At 70.4% G+C, this 16,649-nt stretch carries 12 protein-coding genes; 5 read left to right on the forward strand and 7 right to left on the reverse strand.

Features of this window, described 5'->3' with window-relative positions; translation table 11 throughout:
* Window positions 1-28 precede the first annotated feature (28 nt).
* The 3 genes from R2B38_RS43770 to R2B38_RS43780 all read left to right on the forward strand — a co-directional run bounded on the left by R2B38_RS43770 (window position 29) and on the right by R2B38_RS43780 (window position 6,306).
* Window positions 29-1,504 (forward strand): aldehyde dehydrogenase family protein, encoded by a 1,476-nt coding sequence (locus R2B38_RS43770; protein WP_318021379.1) that lies wholly within the window; start codon window positions 29-31, stop codon window positions 1,502-1,504.
* Between the two features lie 160 nt (window positions 1,505-1,664).
* Window positions 1,665-2,456: a carboxymuconolactone decarboxylase family protein gene (locus R2B38_RS43775; RefSeq protein WP_318021380.1), complete on the forward strand. Its 792-nt coding sequence runs from the start codon at window positions 1,665-1,667 to the stop codon at window positions 2,454-2,456.
* Between the two features lie 157 nt (window positions 2,457-2,613).
* Complete coding sequence (locus R2B38_RS43780; protein WP_318021381.1) at window positions 2,614-6,306, forward strand: family 78 glycoside hydrolase catalytic domain; 3,693 nt, start codon at window positions 2,614-2,616, stop codon at window positions 6,304-6,306.
* On the opposite strand, the gene R2B38_RS43785 is transcribed toward R2B38_RS43780, so the two are convergent.
* A complete protein-coding gene (locus tag R2B38_RS43785; RefSeq protein ID WP_318021382.1) occupies window positions 6,296-7,534 on the reverse strand; it encodes an MFS transporter in 1,239 nt (412 codons plus the stop codon). The two genes, R2B38_RS43780 and R2B38_RS43785, sit on opposite strands and share 11 nt — an antisense overlap.
* Before the next feature lie 97 nt (window positions 7,535-7,631).
* Here R2B38_RS43785 and R2B38_RS43790 point away from each other — a divergent pair, with 97 nt between their 5' ends.
* Window positions 7,632-8,204, forward strand: coding sequence for a TetR family transcriptional regulator (locus R2B38_RS43790; protein ID WP_318021383.1), 573 nt, complete (start codon window positions 7,632-7,634; stop codon window positions 8,202-8,204).
* Window positions 8,205-8,520: 316 nt separating this feature from the next.
* On the opposite strand, the gene R2B38_RS43795 is transcribed toward R2B38_RS43790, so the two are convergent.
* Window positions 8,521-9,144 carry a DUF1269 domain-containing protein gene (locus R2B38_RS43795; protein WP_318021384.1) on the reverse strand — a complete coding sequence of 208 codons (624 nt, stop codon included), beginning with the start codon at window positions 9,142-9,144 and terminating at the stop codon, window positions 8,521-8,523.
* 163 nt (window positions 9,145-9,307) lie between these two features.
* On the opposite strand from R2B38_RS43795, the gene R2B38_RS43800 reads away from it, so the two are divergent.
* A complete protein-coding gene (locus tag R2B38_RS43800; protein WP_318021385.1) occupies window positions 9,308-9,892 on the forward strand; it encodes a TetR/AcrR family transcriptional regulator in 585 nt (194 codons plus the stop codon).
* 540 nt (window positions 9,893-10,432) lie between these two features.
* Here R2B38_RS43800 and R2B38_RS43805 read toward each other — a convergent pair.
* From R2B38_RS43805 to R2B38_RS43825, 5 genes are all read right to left on the reverse strand, one after another.
* Window positions 10,433-10,909, reverse strand: coding sequence for a hypothetical protein (locus tag R2B38_RS43805; RefSeq protein ID WP_318021386.1), 477 nt, complete (start codon window positions 10,907-10,909; stop codon window positions 10,433-10,435).
* A 119-nt stretch (window positions 10,910-11,028) separates the two neighbouring features.
* Window positions 11,029-12,762 carry an ABC transporter substrate-binding protein gene (locus tag R2B38_RS43810; RefSeq protein WP_318021387.1) on the reverse strand — a complete coding sequence of 578 codons (1,734 nt, stop codon included), beginning with the start codon at window positions 12,760-12,762 and terminating at the stop codon, window positions 11,029-11,031.
* Window positions 12,701-14,725 (reverse strand): ABC transporter ATP-binding protein, encoded by a 2,025-nt coding sequence (locus R2B38_RS43815; RefSeq protein ID WP_318021388.1) that lies wholly within the window; start codon window positions 14,723-14,725, stop codon window positions 12,701-12,703. Before R2B38_RS43815 ends, R2B38_RS43810 begins: the two co-directional genes overlap by 62 nt.
* Window positions 14,722-15,600: an ABC transporter permease gene (locus R2B38_RS43820; RefSeq protein WP_318021389.1), complete on the reverse strand. Its 879-nt coding sequence runs from the start codon at window positions 15,598-15,600 to the stop codon at window positions 14,722-14,724. Before R2B38_RS43820 ends, R2B38_RS43815 begins: the two co-directional genes overlap by 4 nt.
* The gene (locus tag R2B38_RS43825) at window positions 15,600-16,565 is read right to left on the reverse strand and encodes an ABC transporter permease (protein ID WP_318021390.1); all 966 of its coding nucleotides are present in this window, start codon (window positions 16,563-16,565) and stop codon (window positions 15,600-15,602) included. Before R2B38_RS43825 ends, R2B38_RS43820 begins: the two co-directional genes overlap by 1 nt.
* Between the last annotated feature and the right edge of the window lie 84 nt (window positions 16,566-16,649).

Genomic DNA, 16,649 nt, shown 5'->3' on the forward strand with positions numbered 1-16,649 from the left:
ACCCGGACGACCCCAAGGCGGCACCGACATGACCACATCCCTGTCCCACGACCTCGGCACCACCGGCCCCCTCGTCGACGGCACCTGGCTCGACACCACGTCCGCCGGCCGACAGGACCACATCAACCCCGCCACCGCCCGCGCCAACGGCACCGTCCTGCTCGCCGGACCGCAGGAGGTCGACACGGCCGTCGCGGCGGCGAAGAACGCCTTCCCCGAGTGGCGGGCGATGTCCCCGGACCGGCGCCGCCGCATCCTCCAGCGCGTCGAGGATCTGATGCTGGAGCGCGTGCCGGAACTCGCCCGGCTCAACACCCTCGAACTCGGCGTCCCCTTCCGTACGTCGGCGGGGCTGGCCCACCTGTCCGCAGGGTGGTTCGGCTATTACGCCGGCTGGGCCGACAAGCTGGAGGGCGCCACCATCCCGGCCAGCCCGCGCATGGTGCCGGGCCTCGACTACACCGTCCCCGAGCCGTACGGCGTCATCGGGATCATCCTGACCTGGAACGGCCCGATCATGTCGGTCGGCATGAAGATCGCCCCCGCGCTCGCCGCCGGCAACTGCGTCGTCGTCAAGGCCCCCGACCTGGCCCCCTTCACCGTGGCCCGGTTCGCCGAGATCGCCCTGGAGGCCGGGCTGCCGCCGGGCGTGCTGCACGTCCTGCCCGGCGGCCCGGAGGCCGGCGAGCGGCTGGTCCGTCACCCCGACGTCGCGAAGATCTCCTTCACCGGCGGCATCCCGACCGCGAAGAAGATCCTCGACGCGGCCCGCCACACCCTCAAGCCCGTCCTGCTCGAACTCGGCGGCAAGACAGCCGACATCGTCTTCCCCGACGCCGACCTCGACGAGGCCGTCGCCGAGACCGTCCGCTCCTGCTACACCCTCTCCGGCCAGGGCTGCAACCTCACCACCCGCATGCTCGTCCACCGCGAGGTGTACGACCAGGTGGTCGTCGCCACCGCCGCGGCGGCCGCCGCCCTGCGCGTCGGAGACCCCTTCGACCAGTCGACCGCCCTCGGCCCGGTCGTCGGCAAGGCGGCCCACGAACGCGTCCTCGGCATGGTCGAACGCGCCGCCAAGGACAGCCGTGTCATCGCCGGCGGCCACGCCACCGACCCCTCCACGCTGCCCCCGGACAACCGCGACGGCTACTTCATCGACCCGACCGTCCTCGCCGACGTCGACCCGCACAGCGAGGTCGGCCAGCACGAGGTCTTCGGCCCCGTGCTGTCCCTGATCCCCTTCGAGACCGAGGACGAGGCGGTCGAACTGGCCAACTCCACGCCCTACGGTCTCGGCACCGCCGTACACACCCGCGACGTGTCCCGCGTCCAGCGCATCGTCCCGCACCTCGAGTCGGGCACCGTCCTCGTCAACGGCGCCTCGGGCCAGCCGCCGGGCGCCCCCTTCGGCGGCTACAAGCAGAGCGGCTACGGGCGCGAAGGAGGTAAGGAGGGTCTGTACGAGTTCCTCCAGACCAAGAACGTCTTCATCCGCGCGTAAGGCGGCGCGCCCTCCGGCCACAGGAGGCCAGGATCGCCGACTCGTCGTTCTGGGAACGGCCTCTCAGCGACTCACTCGCCCCTCCTCGTTCCGCACAGCGTGCCGTGTTCCCGAGCCCCATCCGGCCCGCCAGGGCCACCCCACAACCTACGGAGGCCTCATGGACGACACCAAGGCGGACCGCACCCTGGCAGAGGTCCTGCCCGCCCACGAACCACCCTCGGCCGCCACCCCGTTCGGCCGCGCCGCACGGGACTTCCTCTATGGCGAGGTCTGGTCACGCCCCGGTCTGAGCCGCCGGGACCGCCGCTGGGTCACCCTCACGTGCGTGGCCGCCGCCGACTCGCCCCAGCCCATCGAGGACCATGTCCACGCGGCACTCGCGAGCGGCGACATCGGCCTTGAGGCCATGCTGGAGTTCGTCCTGCACTTCGCGGTGTACTGCGGCTGGCCCAAGGCGTCCCACGTGGAGGGGGCCATCGCCCGGCAGTGGGACCGCATCCACCGCGAACGCGGCGAACAGACCCCTCCCTGGCCGCAGTTGAGCGACGACACCCTCGGTCCCGCCGCCTGGGACGAACGGCTCGCACGCGGCGTGGAGGAGTTCATCGACGTCAACCTCACGCCCGCACCGCCCCCGAACTCGCCGTACCGGCACGCCGGCATTCTCAACTTCGTGTTCGGGCACGTCTGGCAGCGCCCCAGGCTGACTCGGCGCGAGCGCCGGATCGTCACGGTCGCCAGTGTCGCCCTCGACGACTCGCCCGTCCCCCTCCAGACGCATGTCAGGGCCGCGCTCCACTCCGGAGACCTCGGCAAGGAGGAGATGGACGAGATCGTGCTGCAGTTCGCCGCGTACTACGGCTTCGCCAAGGGGGAGGCCCTCGCGGACGCGGTGGAGACAGCGTGGGCGTCCAAGGCCGAGGCCGACATGGCCCGGCAGACGCTCTGACCGGCTTCCGCGCCGTGAGCCGTCGCTCCAGACCATTGTGTTTTGTCCGAACCTGTTCGTAAGCTTTCCACATGGAAGGTATTGAAACGTTTCAATTCCTTCGGGGGAGGGACACCCCTGCTTCCAGCGCTGTGTGCTTACGAAGGGAATCTGAGCCGTGACCGAGGAGAACAGACGTGCGCTGAGCCGCCGACACATGCTCGGCATCATGACGGCCACGGCGGCCGGGGCCTCGCTCCCGCTCGCCGCCGTGGCCAACGCCGAGGGGGCGAGCACGGCGGCAGCGCGCGGGCACCGTGGCGCACCGGCGGAGTTGCAGGTCAACTCGCGGGTCGCCCCCGTGGGAACGGAGACCCCGCCGGCGTTCAGCTGGCTGCCTCCGGTGGCCAGGCAGACGGCGTACGAGATCCAGGTCGGCACCGGGCCGGGCAGGGCCGACGTCTGGCGCAGCGGCAAGGTGGCGAGTTCGAACAGCATCGAGGTGGCCTACCAGGGCGCCCCGCTGCACTCGGGGCGAAACTACTCCTGGCGGGTGCGGACCTGGGACGAGAAGGGCGCACCCGGTCCCTGGAGCGAGCCGGTGACGTGGGAGACCGGCCTCCTGAAGGGCGAGAAGGACTGGTCGGGTGCGCGGTGGATCGGCGGTCGCGAGACGCGGGACCACGACTGGAAGGACCTGACCGGAACCGTCGTCTTCCGCGGTGGCCCCGACACCGCCGGCGGGCTGGCCCTGCTCCTGCGCGCCGAACCCATCGGGAAGACCTGGGGCGAGGGCCTCAACTGGACCGTCCGGCAGAGTGGCGACGACATGCAGTTGGTCATGAGGACCAGCCACTATGCCGGCAACACCTGGGTGGACGACGGCACTTCGGAGCCGGACTGGGGCGTCGACCACTACGACCCGCAGAGCGAGACCAACCCCACCACCGCGGGTACCCGCAGTGTCCCGGTCGGCACGGTCACCCTCCCCGCCTCCACCGGACTGACCAAGGACACCTGGGCCACGCGTGACCACACGGTGGTGGTCGCCGTGACCGGCCTCACCGTGACCACCACCGTCAACGGCGTCGAGGTCGACAGCCGCACCCTCACCGGCGACCAGATCCGCCGTCACGGCAGCTTCGGCTTCGCCGGCGGCACCAGCGCCACCGTCCGCAGCGTCAAGGTGACCGGTACCGGAGCCTCCGACTTCTGGGTCGATCTCACCACGGGCGCCAACCCGTTCGAGAACGGCATCGGCACTCTCGCCGGCCTCACCTTCCCCCCGAAGAACCCGTTCATCCCGTCCAAGAACAGCGTGCTGCCCATCGCCAACCCGGCACCTATCCTGCGCCGAGCGTTCGCCCTTCCCAAGGGCCGCCGCATAGCGAAGGCCCGGCTGCACCTGAGCGCGGCGGGCAACGTCACGTTCACCGTCAACGGCGACCCGATCACCGTCGACGGCGAGCGCGCGACCACGGGCCGGACCAACGTGCCCAGACTGCTCACCGACCAGAGCACCTACGACCGCACGGTCCTCTACGACACCTTCGACGTGACCGAACTGCTCCACGCCGGACGGGAGAACGTCGTCGCCGCGGAACTCGGCCGCGGCTGGTACGGCGTGACCACGCCCCAGGAGTGGTACTGGCAGCTCGCTCCCTACACCGGCCAGCCGCGCCTGCGCGCGAAGCTCGTCGTGACCTACACCGACGGTTCCGCCACCACGCTGATCACGGACAAGGACTGGCTCGGCACGGACGGGCCCACGACGTACGACTCCGTCTACTCGGGCGAGAAGTACGACGCCCGGCGTGCGGAGGAACTGGGGGAGTGGCGCTCGGTCGCCCACCGCGCTGGCCGCGAGTGGCGCCCCGCCACCGTTCTGATCCCGCCGGGCAGTTGCTCGGGCCCTCCACCGAAGTACCACGGCGCGCTGCCCGCCACGAAGATCCCCGACGGCTTCAGACCCGCCGTCATGAGGGCCCACGAGGCGGAGCCGGTGCTGGTCAGCCAGACGCTGCGCCCGGTCTCCCTCACCGAGACGGCCCCCGGATCGGGGACCTGGGTCCTGGACTACGGCCAGATCCTCACCGGCCTTGTCCGTCTCCAGCTCACTGACATACGCCCGGACAAGGAGGGCCTCACCCTTCGGATCCGCGGCGGCAACCGGATCAGTGGGGGCGACGGCACGGCCGCCTCCCCGCTGTCCGTCGAGGAGGAGAACTTCCAGCACGACGCCAACCTCCAGACGCACTACTACACCCTCGGCAAGCGGCCGACGCAGACCTGGGAGCAGCAGTTCAGCCACTTCGGCTTCCGCTACCTGGAAGTGATGAACCTGGAGGTGGTCCTCGGACGGGCCCCCGACCCGAAGCGGGACGCGGACCTGCTGACCGTGGGCGTCGCGCGCACCGGTTTCGCCCGCACCGGCACCTTCACCACGGACAACGCGCTGCTCAACCGCCTTCAGCGCAACCTGGAGTGGGCCGAGCAGAACAACCTCGTCCAGAAGCCCACCGACACCCCGTCACGCGAGAAGAACGGCTGGACCGGCGACGCCATGGCGAGCTCCGAGTCCGAGTCCCTCACCTGGGACGTCAACGCCGTCCTCACCAACTACCTGCGCCACTTCCCCGACACCCAGATCTCCACCGGCCAGCTGCCCATGTTCGTCCCCATCGCCAAGGGCGGCTACGGCTACGACCGCACCCCCGGCTGGAACGCCACGTGGAAGGCGGTACCGGCCTGGGACTCGGCGTACTTCGTCATCCCGTGGGAGCTGTACACGTACTACGGCAACAGCAGCCTCTTCGCCGAGCTCTACGACCACCAGGACACGCTCCTGACGTACTACGAGACGCTGTTCACCGCCGAGAACGACTACAAGTTCGAGGCCTCGCTGGGTGCTTACTCCGGCGCCGAGCCGCCCGGCAGCAACGCCGTCATCAGCCTCGCCTTCTACATCCACTTCTGCGACTACATGGACGAGGTGGGCCGCAGGTTGGACCGCACCGAACGAGCCGCCTATTACGCGAAGTTGGCGCACACGCTGCGCAAGGCGTTCATCGCGAACTACTGGGACGCCTCACTGGGTTGCTTCACTCAGGGCAGCGTCTCCAGTGAGAACACACTCGCCATCGCCTTCGACATGGTCCCCGGTTCGGACTTGAAGTCCGACGACCCCTGCTATCTGGCAGGGACGAAGACGGTCGCGGAGAACAAGAAGGCCCTCGCGAAGCTGTTGGCCGACCGGATCGTGGCCGCGGATCAGCACATCCAGAACGACATGTACGGCTCGCGCTACGAGTTCAACATCCTGAGCGAATACGGCTACACGGACGTGGCGTTGAAGGCGGTCACCCAGACCGGCATCCCCGGCTACGTCTACCAGATCGCCAAGGGCGCGACCTCGCTGTGGGAACAGTGGGCCGACCGGCTCTCGGTCGACCACCACTACCGCTCCAACGTGGCCACCTGGTTCTACCAGAGCCTGGCCGGCATCAGGCCGACCGCGACCGCCTACGAGTCGCTGCGCATCCGCCCGTACATCCCCACGGCTGCCGTCAACAGCCGGGTCCCGGAGAACACCGACGACACCGACCTGTCTCCCGCGACCCTCGACCACGTCAGTGCCTCGATCGACACCGTGCGCGGCACGGTGTCCTCGGAGTGGGGACGCCGCCCGGACGGCCGGATCGACCTCGCGGTGACCGTGCCGTACAACACCGGGGCCGAGATCTGGGTGCCCACACAGGGCAAGCCCGTCAGCGCGCCCCGGGGTGCCGCCTTCGTCCGCGACGACACCTCGGGCGGTGCGCCTTACAAGGTCTACCGGGCGAGTGCGGGCTCGTACCGCTTCAACGCGTGACCTGGCCGGTTCCCTTCTGCGTGGGTCGCGCGGAAGGGAACCCGGCAGCAAGAGTGTTCACCGCGCTGTGCCGACCGCGGCCGACCAGGTATGCGGCGAGGGCGAGGAGTGCGGCCAGGGTGATGAGGCCGCAGACGGCACCCCAGCCGAACTGGACGTAGGCACGGGTGCCGAGCCATGATCCGGCACTGCCGCCGAGGAACGTGCAGGTCATGTAGCCGGTGTTCAGACGGCTGCGGGCCTCTGGCCGCAGGGCGAAGATGCGGGCCTGGTTGGCGACTTGGCCGCATTGCACCGCCACGTCCAGCAGGAGCAGCCCGGCGGCCAGGGCCACGAGTCCCGCCGCTCCGCCCAGTGAGCCTCCGGTGAGTACCGCCGCCGCGGCGAGGGCGGCCAGGACGCACCACAGGTTCACCCGGTCGGCACCGAGCCGGTCCACCCAGCGTCCGGCCGCGGGCGCGCAGAACATGCTGCCCGCCCCGATCAAGGCCAACAGGCCCACCGCCTGTGTGCCCATGCTGTACCGGGGGCCGGTCACCAGGAGGGCCAGGGCGGTCCAGGCGGCGCTGAACCCGCCGAAGACGGTGAACTGGAAGAGCACGGAACGCTGTAGCGCCTTCTCGGTGCGCAGCATCCGCAGAGTGTCGGCGAGCAGGGTCGGATAGCGATCGTGCACGGCCGGGACGTCGTTGGGCAGGGCGAGGCCGAGAACGACGGCGAGCAGCCCGGTCAATACGGCGGCGACGAGGTACGGCGCACGCCAGCCCAGGTGCTCGCCCAGTACGCCGCCGAAGGTGCGGGCCAGCAGGATGCCGCCGATGAGGCCGGCCTGCAGGGTGCCGATCACGCTGCCCCGTCGATCGGGCTCGACCAGGCCGGCCGCCATGGGCAGCAGGAGTTGTGGGACCACGGTCGCGATGCCCACCAGGGCGCCGACCGCGAGGAGCGGGCCGGTGGCCGGGGCGAGACCGGCGGCCAGGAGGGCGAGGCCGGTCGTGGCGAGCAGTCCGGCGATCAGTGGACGGCGGGGGAGGCGGTCGCCGAGCGGCACCAGCAGGAAGATGCCGACGGCGTAGCCGAGTTGGGTCACCGTCGCGACGATCGCCGCGGTGGCCGGGGCGACACCCAGTCCGTCGGCGATGAGCGGGGTGAGGGCCTGCGGGAAGTAGACGTTCGCGACGCCGACACCACAGGCCAGCGCCATCAGCAGGGGCAGCTTGCGGGACATCGTTCCTCTCCAACCGAACGAACTGGATGGTTCGATTTCGAGGCTGACATGTCGGCCCTGGATTCGTCAAACGAACCAGTTCGTTACCCTGGGAGGCATGGCATACGACTCCACGGCGACCAAGGAACGCATCCTCGCGGCGGCGACGGCGGAGTTCGCTGCGCACGGGGTCGCCGGCGCCCGGGTGGACCGTATCGCCGCCGAGGCCAGGGCCAACAAGCGTGCGATCTATGACTACTTCGGGGACAAGAACAAGCTCTTCGCCGTCGTTCTCGAACGCGTGCTGGCCGACCTCGCCGAGGCCGTGCCGCCCAGCGACGACCTGCCCGGCTATGCCGAGCGCCTCTTCGACTACCACCGCGCTCACCCGGAGGCCCTGCGACTGGTGATGTGGGAGGCCCTGGAGGTCGGCGACCAGCCCGTCCCGGCGGAAGAGGCCCGCACCCGCCACTACCAGGACAAGATCGACGCCGCCGAGTCCGCCGGTCCGGGCGGCGACGCGCGTACCCGCGTGTTCTTCACCCTCGCCCTGGCCGGCTGGGGCATCGCCATGCCCCAATTGCGGCGCATGGTCCTCGGCGCCGACTACAGCCTCGACGACCTCCGCGTGGACGTCACCCGGGCGGTACGGGCCTTGCCGACGGATGCGGCGCCTCCTGGCTCGGTGTAGCGCTCGGCCGGCAGGAGCGGTTCATCTGAGGCGTCCCCACACCATGGCCATGCCCTGTCTGCCTCCGGCGCGCATCGCGCGGGCGTAGCCCCTTGATCAACATGGTCATGATGCGCGCGCTCGTAGCGCCGAAGGGATGTCCCGTCACAGGTCCTTCGGGAGGTCGGCAAAGCCGAGAGTGCGGGTGTTCGCGCCCGGTGTCAGGTTGAAGTGGTCGGGGCGGGCCGGGGGTATTGGCTCGCCCCGACCAGCGGGGCACAAGGGGAGTTGAACCGCGGTGCGGTCCGTGCCCCGCGTCAGTGGCGCTCGTACCGCCTCACACGGCGAGCGTTTCCTTCGGTGCCGCGTCGTCCTCCTTGCGTCCGCCGGGGCGTCGACCGAGCTTCTGCGCGATCTCGGCGCGCTTGTGCTCGCGCCTGGCCTTCGCCTCGTCCTTGCGGATGCGCTCGGCGGCCTCCTCCATGGCCTTCAGCTCGGCTCGTACGGAGTCGGTCGGGCGGCGCTCGAGGACGGCGTCGTAGCGCATGGCCAGCAGGTCCAGGGCCTCGGTGTCACTCTCCCTGACCTCGGCCAGGAGGGCTGTGCCGCCGGGCGGGACCTCCTGGCCGAAGGTGCCGACGGCGGCGGTGCTCTCTTCTGCCCGCTGATAGTCGTAGCCTCCGCCGATCAGCGCGCCGACGCCCACGCCCATCAGGATGCCGAGGGGTCCGCCGAGGATGCCGACCAGCGAGCCGACCAGTCCGCCGACCGCTGTGTTGCGCCCCTGCGCGGTGTCCATTCCCTCCGGGACGCGCACCGCACCGTCCTCGAGGCGCTCGATCAGCATGGCGGCACGGACCTCCGTGGTGGCGGGACTGAGGTGCTTCAGGTCGCTGAGCGCCTGGTAGGCGGCGGCGCGGTCGGGGAAACGCAGGGTGACGGCGTTCTCGTTCACGGACATGAGCTCTCCTTCGGTCGGCGGACCCGCAAGGGGCCAGGTCTGGCAGGGGAGGGTCGCGGCGCCCGCTTCGGCGGGACTTCCGTGGCCATCTGTGAGACAGTATGTATCGAAGATGAGTTGTGAGTCAATGCGTCTCACAAGTTGCCGAGAAAGAGGTGTTCCGGTGCTCCGGACCAACGACGATCCCCGCGCTCTGCGCAGCCGCGCCGCCGCCCTGGCCGCCGCCACGGAACTCCTCGTCGAAGGCGGCCCCGAGAACGTCACCCACGCCACCGTCGCCAAACGAGCCGGAATCGGCCGCGCCACCGTCTACCGGCACTGGCCCGACCAGCAGGCCCTCCTCCTCGACGCGCTCGCGGGCGACGTCCGCCCCCTGCTCTCCTTCGACGACAGCCCCGTCCGCGACCAGCTGGTTTTCCAGGCGGAACAGCTGGCCCATCGGCTCAACCAGCCGAGCGCCGTGTCGATCCTCGCCACGGTCATCCAGCGGGCCGAGCGGGACGAGGAGGCGCGGCGCCTCCGCGAGGAGATGTTCGGCCAGGCCGATGAGGACCTCACCCGCGCGCTTGCCACCGCCGTGGAACGCGGCGAACTCCGTCCCGGCGTCCAGGAACACGCCAGGGATCTCGTCGCCCGCATTATCGGACCGCTGCTCTTCGAACGTTTCCTGCACGGCGTACACCTTGAAAAGGACCTGGTGGTCAGCCTGGTCGACGCGGCGCTCGCGCCCTGGCTGCCGAACGCGTGACCCCGTCCGACATGGTCCGACGCCGGACGCCCACCGGAGCGGCTGTCGACTCGTCCACGCCGCTCACGTCCGCTTCGGCCATCTCGCCCGAGCCGCGGGCCGGTCTCCGCGTGTTGTCCGCGCATGCTCGGCGCCGGGGTGGCGCCCCGGGCGCAAGGCGCCGATCGGCACCGTGCCGTCCTGGGGCCCTCGGCCGTTTCGCCGGACCGTGCTCGCTGGCCGGTTCACCGACTGGGTCGACCGGTGTCGCCGCTTCTGTGGCTACCTGTCGGCCGACGTCGTGGGCGCCTACCGTGCAGAGTCGTCGCGGGTCGCTCTCGACGACGCCGGCCGCACGCTTGTGGCGTCCGCGGTGACGTGCACGGTACGCGTGACCACCAGGGCCGCACGGAGCAGGCCCGTCAACGATCACGGTCCGGAAGGCGAGCGGGTGCCGTGGGAACGTGCGGGGTGAAAGCGCAGTGAGGGTGACCCGTATAGGGCTCACCCTCACTGCGCGGGGTGGGGGAGGCGTCCCGGGTCTGTGGCCCCCGGCCCCGGCTACGCGGCGCTAATCCGCCTCAGCGCCATCGCGCTGTCCGAGGGCCTCCGTGCGGCTTCGGCGCGCTCGCCGTCGAACCAGTGCGTCGTCGCTTCCTCCCCGGTGCCGTCGGTGGCACCTTCCGTCGCGTGCGGACCGCCGCGCAGGGAGTCGGCCGGGAGGCGCTTGAGGTCTGCGCCGTACCACAGTGCCAGCATGTCCAGGGTGTCGGTGCCGGTTTCCCTGACCTCGGCGACGATGACCGTGCTGTCGGCCGGGGCGTGGGCGATGCACGTGTCGGCTGCCGCCGCGTTCCGCCTGGCCGCACCGTTCACGCCTTCGGTGACGCGCACCGCGCCGTCCTCCAGGCGCTCGATCAGTACGGCACCAAGGACCTCGGTGCTGGCGGCGCTGAGGTTCTTCAATCCGCTCAGCGCCTGGTAGGCGGTGGCGCGTTCGGTGAAGCGAAGAGCGATGACGTTCTCGTTCATGGGCATGAACCGTTTCCTCGGACCCGGCGGCAGGCCCGCGGCGGACCTGCGACTGGCGGTGCTCGATCGGCAAACCGGTTGTCCGGCCAGCTGTGAGACAGTATGTATCGAAGAGGGGTTGTGAGTCAATGCGTCTCACAAGTTGCCGGAGGGAGAGGTGTTCCGATGCTCCGGACCAACCTCCGGGGATGCGTGGCGAAGGCCCGGGTCGGCAGCCCGGGCCTTCGCGTCGGATGTGCCGGGACGCAGGGGCAGGCGGTTGGCTTCAGCGAGAAGATCCAGCTGCCGTTGGACAGGTCGAAGGACGTGATGCCCGACTTGTCGAACGCGAGGCCCTTGCCGAGGGCGTAGACCTCGTCCTCGGTGAAGAGCGGGATGTAGGGGACCTGGTCGGCAACCTCGGTGAGGATCGTCTTGGCCGCAGTCCAGCGGGGGGCGCGAGGGCCCGCGACGGTGACAACCTGCTGGGCCTTGTCGACCTCGGGGGTGGTCCAGTTGGCGATGTTGATTTTCTGGGGGCCGATGTTGGCCTCGCCGACGAGTTTGCCCAGCAGTGAAGCCGGGTCCGGGTAGCTCGCCCCGAAGCCGAAGGGGAGGGTGATGCCCGTCAGTCCATGCTGGTAGAACTTGGCGTACCACTCGTTGGCGGTGACGGGCTTGGGGGTGATCTTCACGCCGAGCGGACGCATGTTCCGCTGGAGGTTCAGGACGGTGAGTTCCTGCCAGAGGTAGTCCTTGACGTACTCGATGGTCGTCGAGAAGCCCTGCGGATGTGCGGACTCGGCCAGCTCGGCCTTGGCCTTGGCCTCGCTGAGCTCGTACTGGGGCAGACCGGACAGGAAGGTTTCCGCCGACTTCTGCGAGCCGGCCACGCCGGCCAGTTCCCCGGCCGGGACCAGCCCCGTCATCGGCCGGGCGTACGCGTCGAAGCCAGCCTTCATGATGCCCGCGATGTCGACCGAGTGGGCGACGGCCCTGCGAACGTGCACGTCGTCGAAGGGTGCGCGGGTGACGTCCATGGCGAGGAAGTCCTGGGACAGGGACGGGGCGGCGTAGACCGTCGCGCCCGGTATGGCCTTCCACTGGGCGACGCTCTTGCGGTTGGTGACGGGGCCGCCGTCCACCGAGCCGGAGCGCAGGGCGAGTTGGCGGGCCGTGTCGTCGGGGATGACGGAGAAGACGACCTTGTCCGCGGGCGGCCTCGTCCGGGTGTACCGCGGGTTGCGGACCAGGGTGATCTTCTCCGCTGTCTGGGAGGCGAGCTTGTAGGGGCCCGTGCCGATCGGGGCGGTGCCGGCGTTGCCCAGGGTCTTGGCGTGCGCTTTCGCGAAATCGGCGTCTTCGACGAGCGTCGCGAGGGCGATGCCGGCACGTGCCGTCGGGGCGGGAGCCTTGAGCTTCACGGTCACTTCCAGCGGGCCCGTCACACTGACGCTGCCCACCTTCTGGCCGAGGGCGGCGGTCTGTGCCGTTTCGGCGGTGAAGTGCTCGATGCTCCAGGCGACGTCCTGTGCCGTCATTTCCTTACCGTTCGAGAACTTCACCCCCGACCGGAGCCGGTAGACGAGGGTGGTGGTGTTCGGCTGGGCCACCGAGGACGCGAGGTTCGGGGTGAACTCACCGGTGCTGGAGACCCGTTCCAGGGGCTCCGTGACGAGTGACATGACGGCGCCGGTCGAGTTGTTGTCGTAGCTCTTGGCGTAGTCGAGCGACGCGGGCGCGTTGGGCAGCGCCCAGTTGACCACGGGTATGGGTTTGTCGGTCGTTCTCTTCGTCCCTGTGGTCGCGGTGCCGTTGTCACTGGTGCAGGCGGTGGCGGCGACGGTGGTGAGGGCGGTGAGGATCGCGGCGGACAGCATCGTCCGCCGTGAGAGAGGCCTGACGGGTCGGCCGGGCACGGCGGGGGGCATTCGGATTCCTGCTTCCGTTCTGTGCGGGGGGGTCTGAGCAGGGCTCAGCTCTCGCCCGGAGTCGAGGCGAGAAGGCGCTGGGTGTGGGGGTGGCGGGGGAATCGAGGAGGGCCGCGGTCTCGCCGCTCTCGACGATCTCGCCGCCGCGCAGCACGAGGGCGCGGTCGGTCATCTGGCGGACGACCGACAGGTCGTGGGTGATGAGGATCAGGCTCGTGCCGTACTCGGCGCGGACCTCGCGCAGCAGTTGAAGGATCTGGGCCTGGACCGACACGTCGAGCGCCGTGACGGGCTCGTCGCACACCAGCAGCTTGGGGCGGACCGCCAGCGCGCGGGCGATGGCGACCCGCTGCCGCTCGCCGCCGGACAGCGCGCCCGGGTGCTTTCGCGCGTACGAGGCCGGCAGGCCCACGCGCTCCAGCAGCTCAGCCGGCCGCTGCGCGGGATCGGCGCCCGCTGCGACCGCCTCACGCAGGGTCGCACCGATGGTGAGCCGTGGATTGAGGGAGGAGTACGGGTCCTGGAAGACCATCTGCACCAGTCGCCGCACCTTGCGGTGGTCGTTCCGGCTCAGCCTGCGGTAGTCGCCGAGATCGATGTCGCCGAGCCGGATCGTGCCCCTGGTGGGCGTGGTGAGGCCCAGGATGCAGCGGGCGAGGGTGGTCTTGCCGGAGCCGCTCTCGCCGACGACGCTCAGCGATTCGCCCTCGCGGAGTGAGAACGAGACCTCGCGCAGGGCCGAGGTGCCCGTCGTCGTCCTTCGCGGCCGGATGAGCGACGAGGTCCTTCCGTACGTCTTGGTGACGCCCTCGACGACAAGGAGCGGGTCGCCGCCGGGGGCCGGGGGAGGCGTACCCGGGGTGGCGGGGCCGCTCAGGCGGACGCGGAGCTCGTCGTCGATCTCGGCGATCCGTACGCACGCGGATCGCCGCTGTGCCGACCGGGGAGTCAACTCCGGGCGCGTTGCCGCACAAGGAGGGCGCCGCCACTCGCACCGGTCGGCGAAGGCGCAGGTCTCCGCGACGTTGTCGGCGGCCGGTACCTGGCCGGGCAGGGAGACCAGGCGGTCCACGAAATGGGAGACGGGAGGTTCGGCCAGCATCAGGCCGAGGCTGTAGGGGTGTCGCGGCGCGGCGGCGAGCGCGGCGGCCGGGGCGTCCTCCACCACGGAGCCGGCGTACATGACGAGCACCCGGTCGCAGACGGAGAACGCGACGCGTAGGTCGTGCGTGATGAGCACGAGGGCCATGCCACGGTCGGCCCGCAGTCGTCGCAACAGCGCGAGGACCTCTGCCTGGGTCGTGGCGTCCAGGGCCGTCGTCGGCTCGTCCGCGACGAGCAGTTCCGGATCCCGCGCCAGCGCCGCCGCGATCGCGACGCGTTGCCGCATGCCGCCGGAGAGCTGGAACGGGTAGCGGCCTGTGACCGTCTCCGGGTCCAGTCCCACCTCGCGCAGGCGGCGCGAGACCTCCGTGGCGGCTCTCGCCCGGTCGCGACGCGCCTGCGGGGACAGCGATTCCCGCAGATGCGCCTCGACCGTCTGCAGCGGATTCAGTGCGGTGAACGGGTCCTGCAGCACCATGGCCACCCGGCTGCCGCGCAGGGGACGCAGCTCCCGCTCCCGTCTGCCCAGCAGCTCGATCCCGTCGAACAGGACCTCGCCCTCGGCCCGCAGTCCATCGGCGAGTACGCCCATGACGGCGCGGGCGGTCAGCGTCTTGCCGCTGCCGGACTCGCCGACGACACCGAGGGTCTCGCCGGGGGCGAGGTCGAAGCCGACGTCGCGGACCAGGGTCCGTAGGCCCCGGGAGCGGTCCGGGTGCGCGTACACGTGCAGGTGGCGTACGGACAGCAGGGCACCACCGGCCTCCTGGTCCGCACGCATCCGGCGGGTCCGTCCGTCGTCCGTCATCGTCGGTCCGTTCCGGCGGTGCTGCGGTCGTACGCCCAGTCCCCCAGGAGCGTGGCACCGGTCGCTGCGATGGCGATCATGAGGCCGGGTGCGAGAGACATGTACGGGTTGACGGCGAGCAGGCTCTGGCCCTGGCGCAGCAGTTCGCCCCAGTCGGGCGTGCCCGGCGGCACCCCGAGCCCCAGATAGGAGAGGCCGGACAGGCTGATCAGCGCTCCGACGAAGTCGAGAAGCGCGGTCGCCACGACGGTGGGCAGGATGTTCGGCAGAATGTGCCGGAACATGACACGCCAGTCGGGAAGCCCCAGGATCCGGGCGGCTTCGACGTAGGGCAGACGGGCCTGTACGAGGGTCGTGTTGCGGCACAGGCGGATCTGCGCCGGCAGGCACAGCAGGGTGACGACCGCGACGGCGAACCAGTAGCCGTCACCCGCCATCCCGACCACCACGACGACCAGCAGCAACGCGGGAAGGGCGTAGAGCAGGTCGGCGAACCGGTTCGTCACGGCGTCGAGAAGACCGCCCCGGTACCCGGCCGCCACGCCGAGGGGAGCGCCCAGCAGCAGCGCACCCACCGCCACACACAGCGGGCCGACCACGGCGGTGCGCGCGCCGGCGACCACCTGGGACAGGACGTCACGCCCCAACTCGTCCGTGCCGAGCCAGTGCCCGTCGCCCGGACCGGCCGCACCGCGCATCAGATCCTGTTGCCCTGGGTCGTACGGCGCCACCCAGTCGCCCGCCACCACCAGCAGCACGACGACGGCGACGCCCGACGCGGCCAGCGCCACCAGCGCGGGAGCACGGAAGCGCCTCGACACCTTCCGCGCGTCGGCGGTGCCCGGAGCGGGGACCGGGGCCGGGGGGTTCGGCATCAGCCCTCCCCAGCCGTGTGCAAGCGGACCCGCGGGTCGAGAAGGAACCCGAGCAGGTCGACGAGCAGGTTGACCAGGACCACCAGGGCGCCTATCAGCAGCGCGAGTGCCTGGACGACCGGTACGTCCTTGGCGGTCACGGCCGACAGCAGGAGCGAGCCCGCTCCGGGCAGGGAGAACACCTGCTCGATGAAGATCCCGGCGCTGAGCGGTGCGACGAGGAGCATCCCGGCGCTGGTGAGCACCGGGGGCGCGCAGTTGCGCAGCACATAGCCGATGAGCACGCGGCGCGGGCCGAGGCCGCGGAGCCGGGCGAAGGTGATGTAGTCCTGCCGTAACACCGTCAGGGTGGCCGCCCTGGCCTGCCGGACGACGACGGCCGACAGTACGGTCGCCAATGCCACGGCGGGCAGCGTCAAGTGCGTGACCCGGTCGGCGAACCCGTCCCCCGCCCCGTACACCGGGAACCAGTCCAGGGCGACGCCGAAGACGTAGAGCAGGACGATGGACAGGGCATAGGCCGGAGCGCCGAAACCGGCGGTGGCCAGCAGCGAGATGATCCGGTCGGCCGTCCGGCCGTGGCGGATGCCCGCGATCACACCCAGCGGGACGCCCAGCAGCAGGACGAGCAGCAGGCAGTAGACCGCCAGTTCGGCGCTGAGCGCCAGCCGGCCGTAGATCATGTCCGCGACCGGTGTCCCTGACTGGACGGAGATCGACCGGCCGAAGTCGAGGCGGACGGCGTCGGACAACCAGTGCAGGTACTGGACGGCGAAGGGGTCGTCGAGGTGGTAACGGCCACGCAGTTCGTGCACCAGATCCGGAGTCGCCGGCCGGGTGCCGAGCAGGGTCTGGATCGGTGACCCCGGGCTCGCGGCCAGCAGGGCGAAGACCAGGAAGCTGAGGATCAGCAGGACCAGCAGCCCACCGCCGAGCCGTCTGAGGACGAAGATAGCGACGCTCAATGTTCACGCCTGTCACGCAGTGCCGGATGCGGGGAGGGCGGCGATCGGCGCCGGACATCACGGACACCCGGAACCCTATGATCC

The organism is Streptomyces sp. N50, assembly GCF_033335955.1.
In the GTDB taxonomy this organism is placed as follows: domain Bacteria; phylum Actinomycetota; class Actinomycetes; order Streptomycetales; family Streptomycetaceae; genus Streptomyces.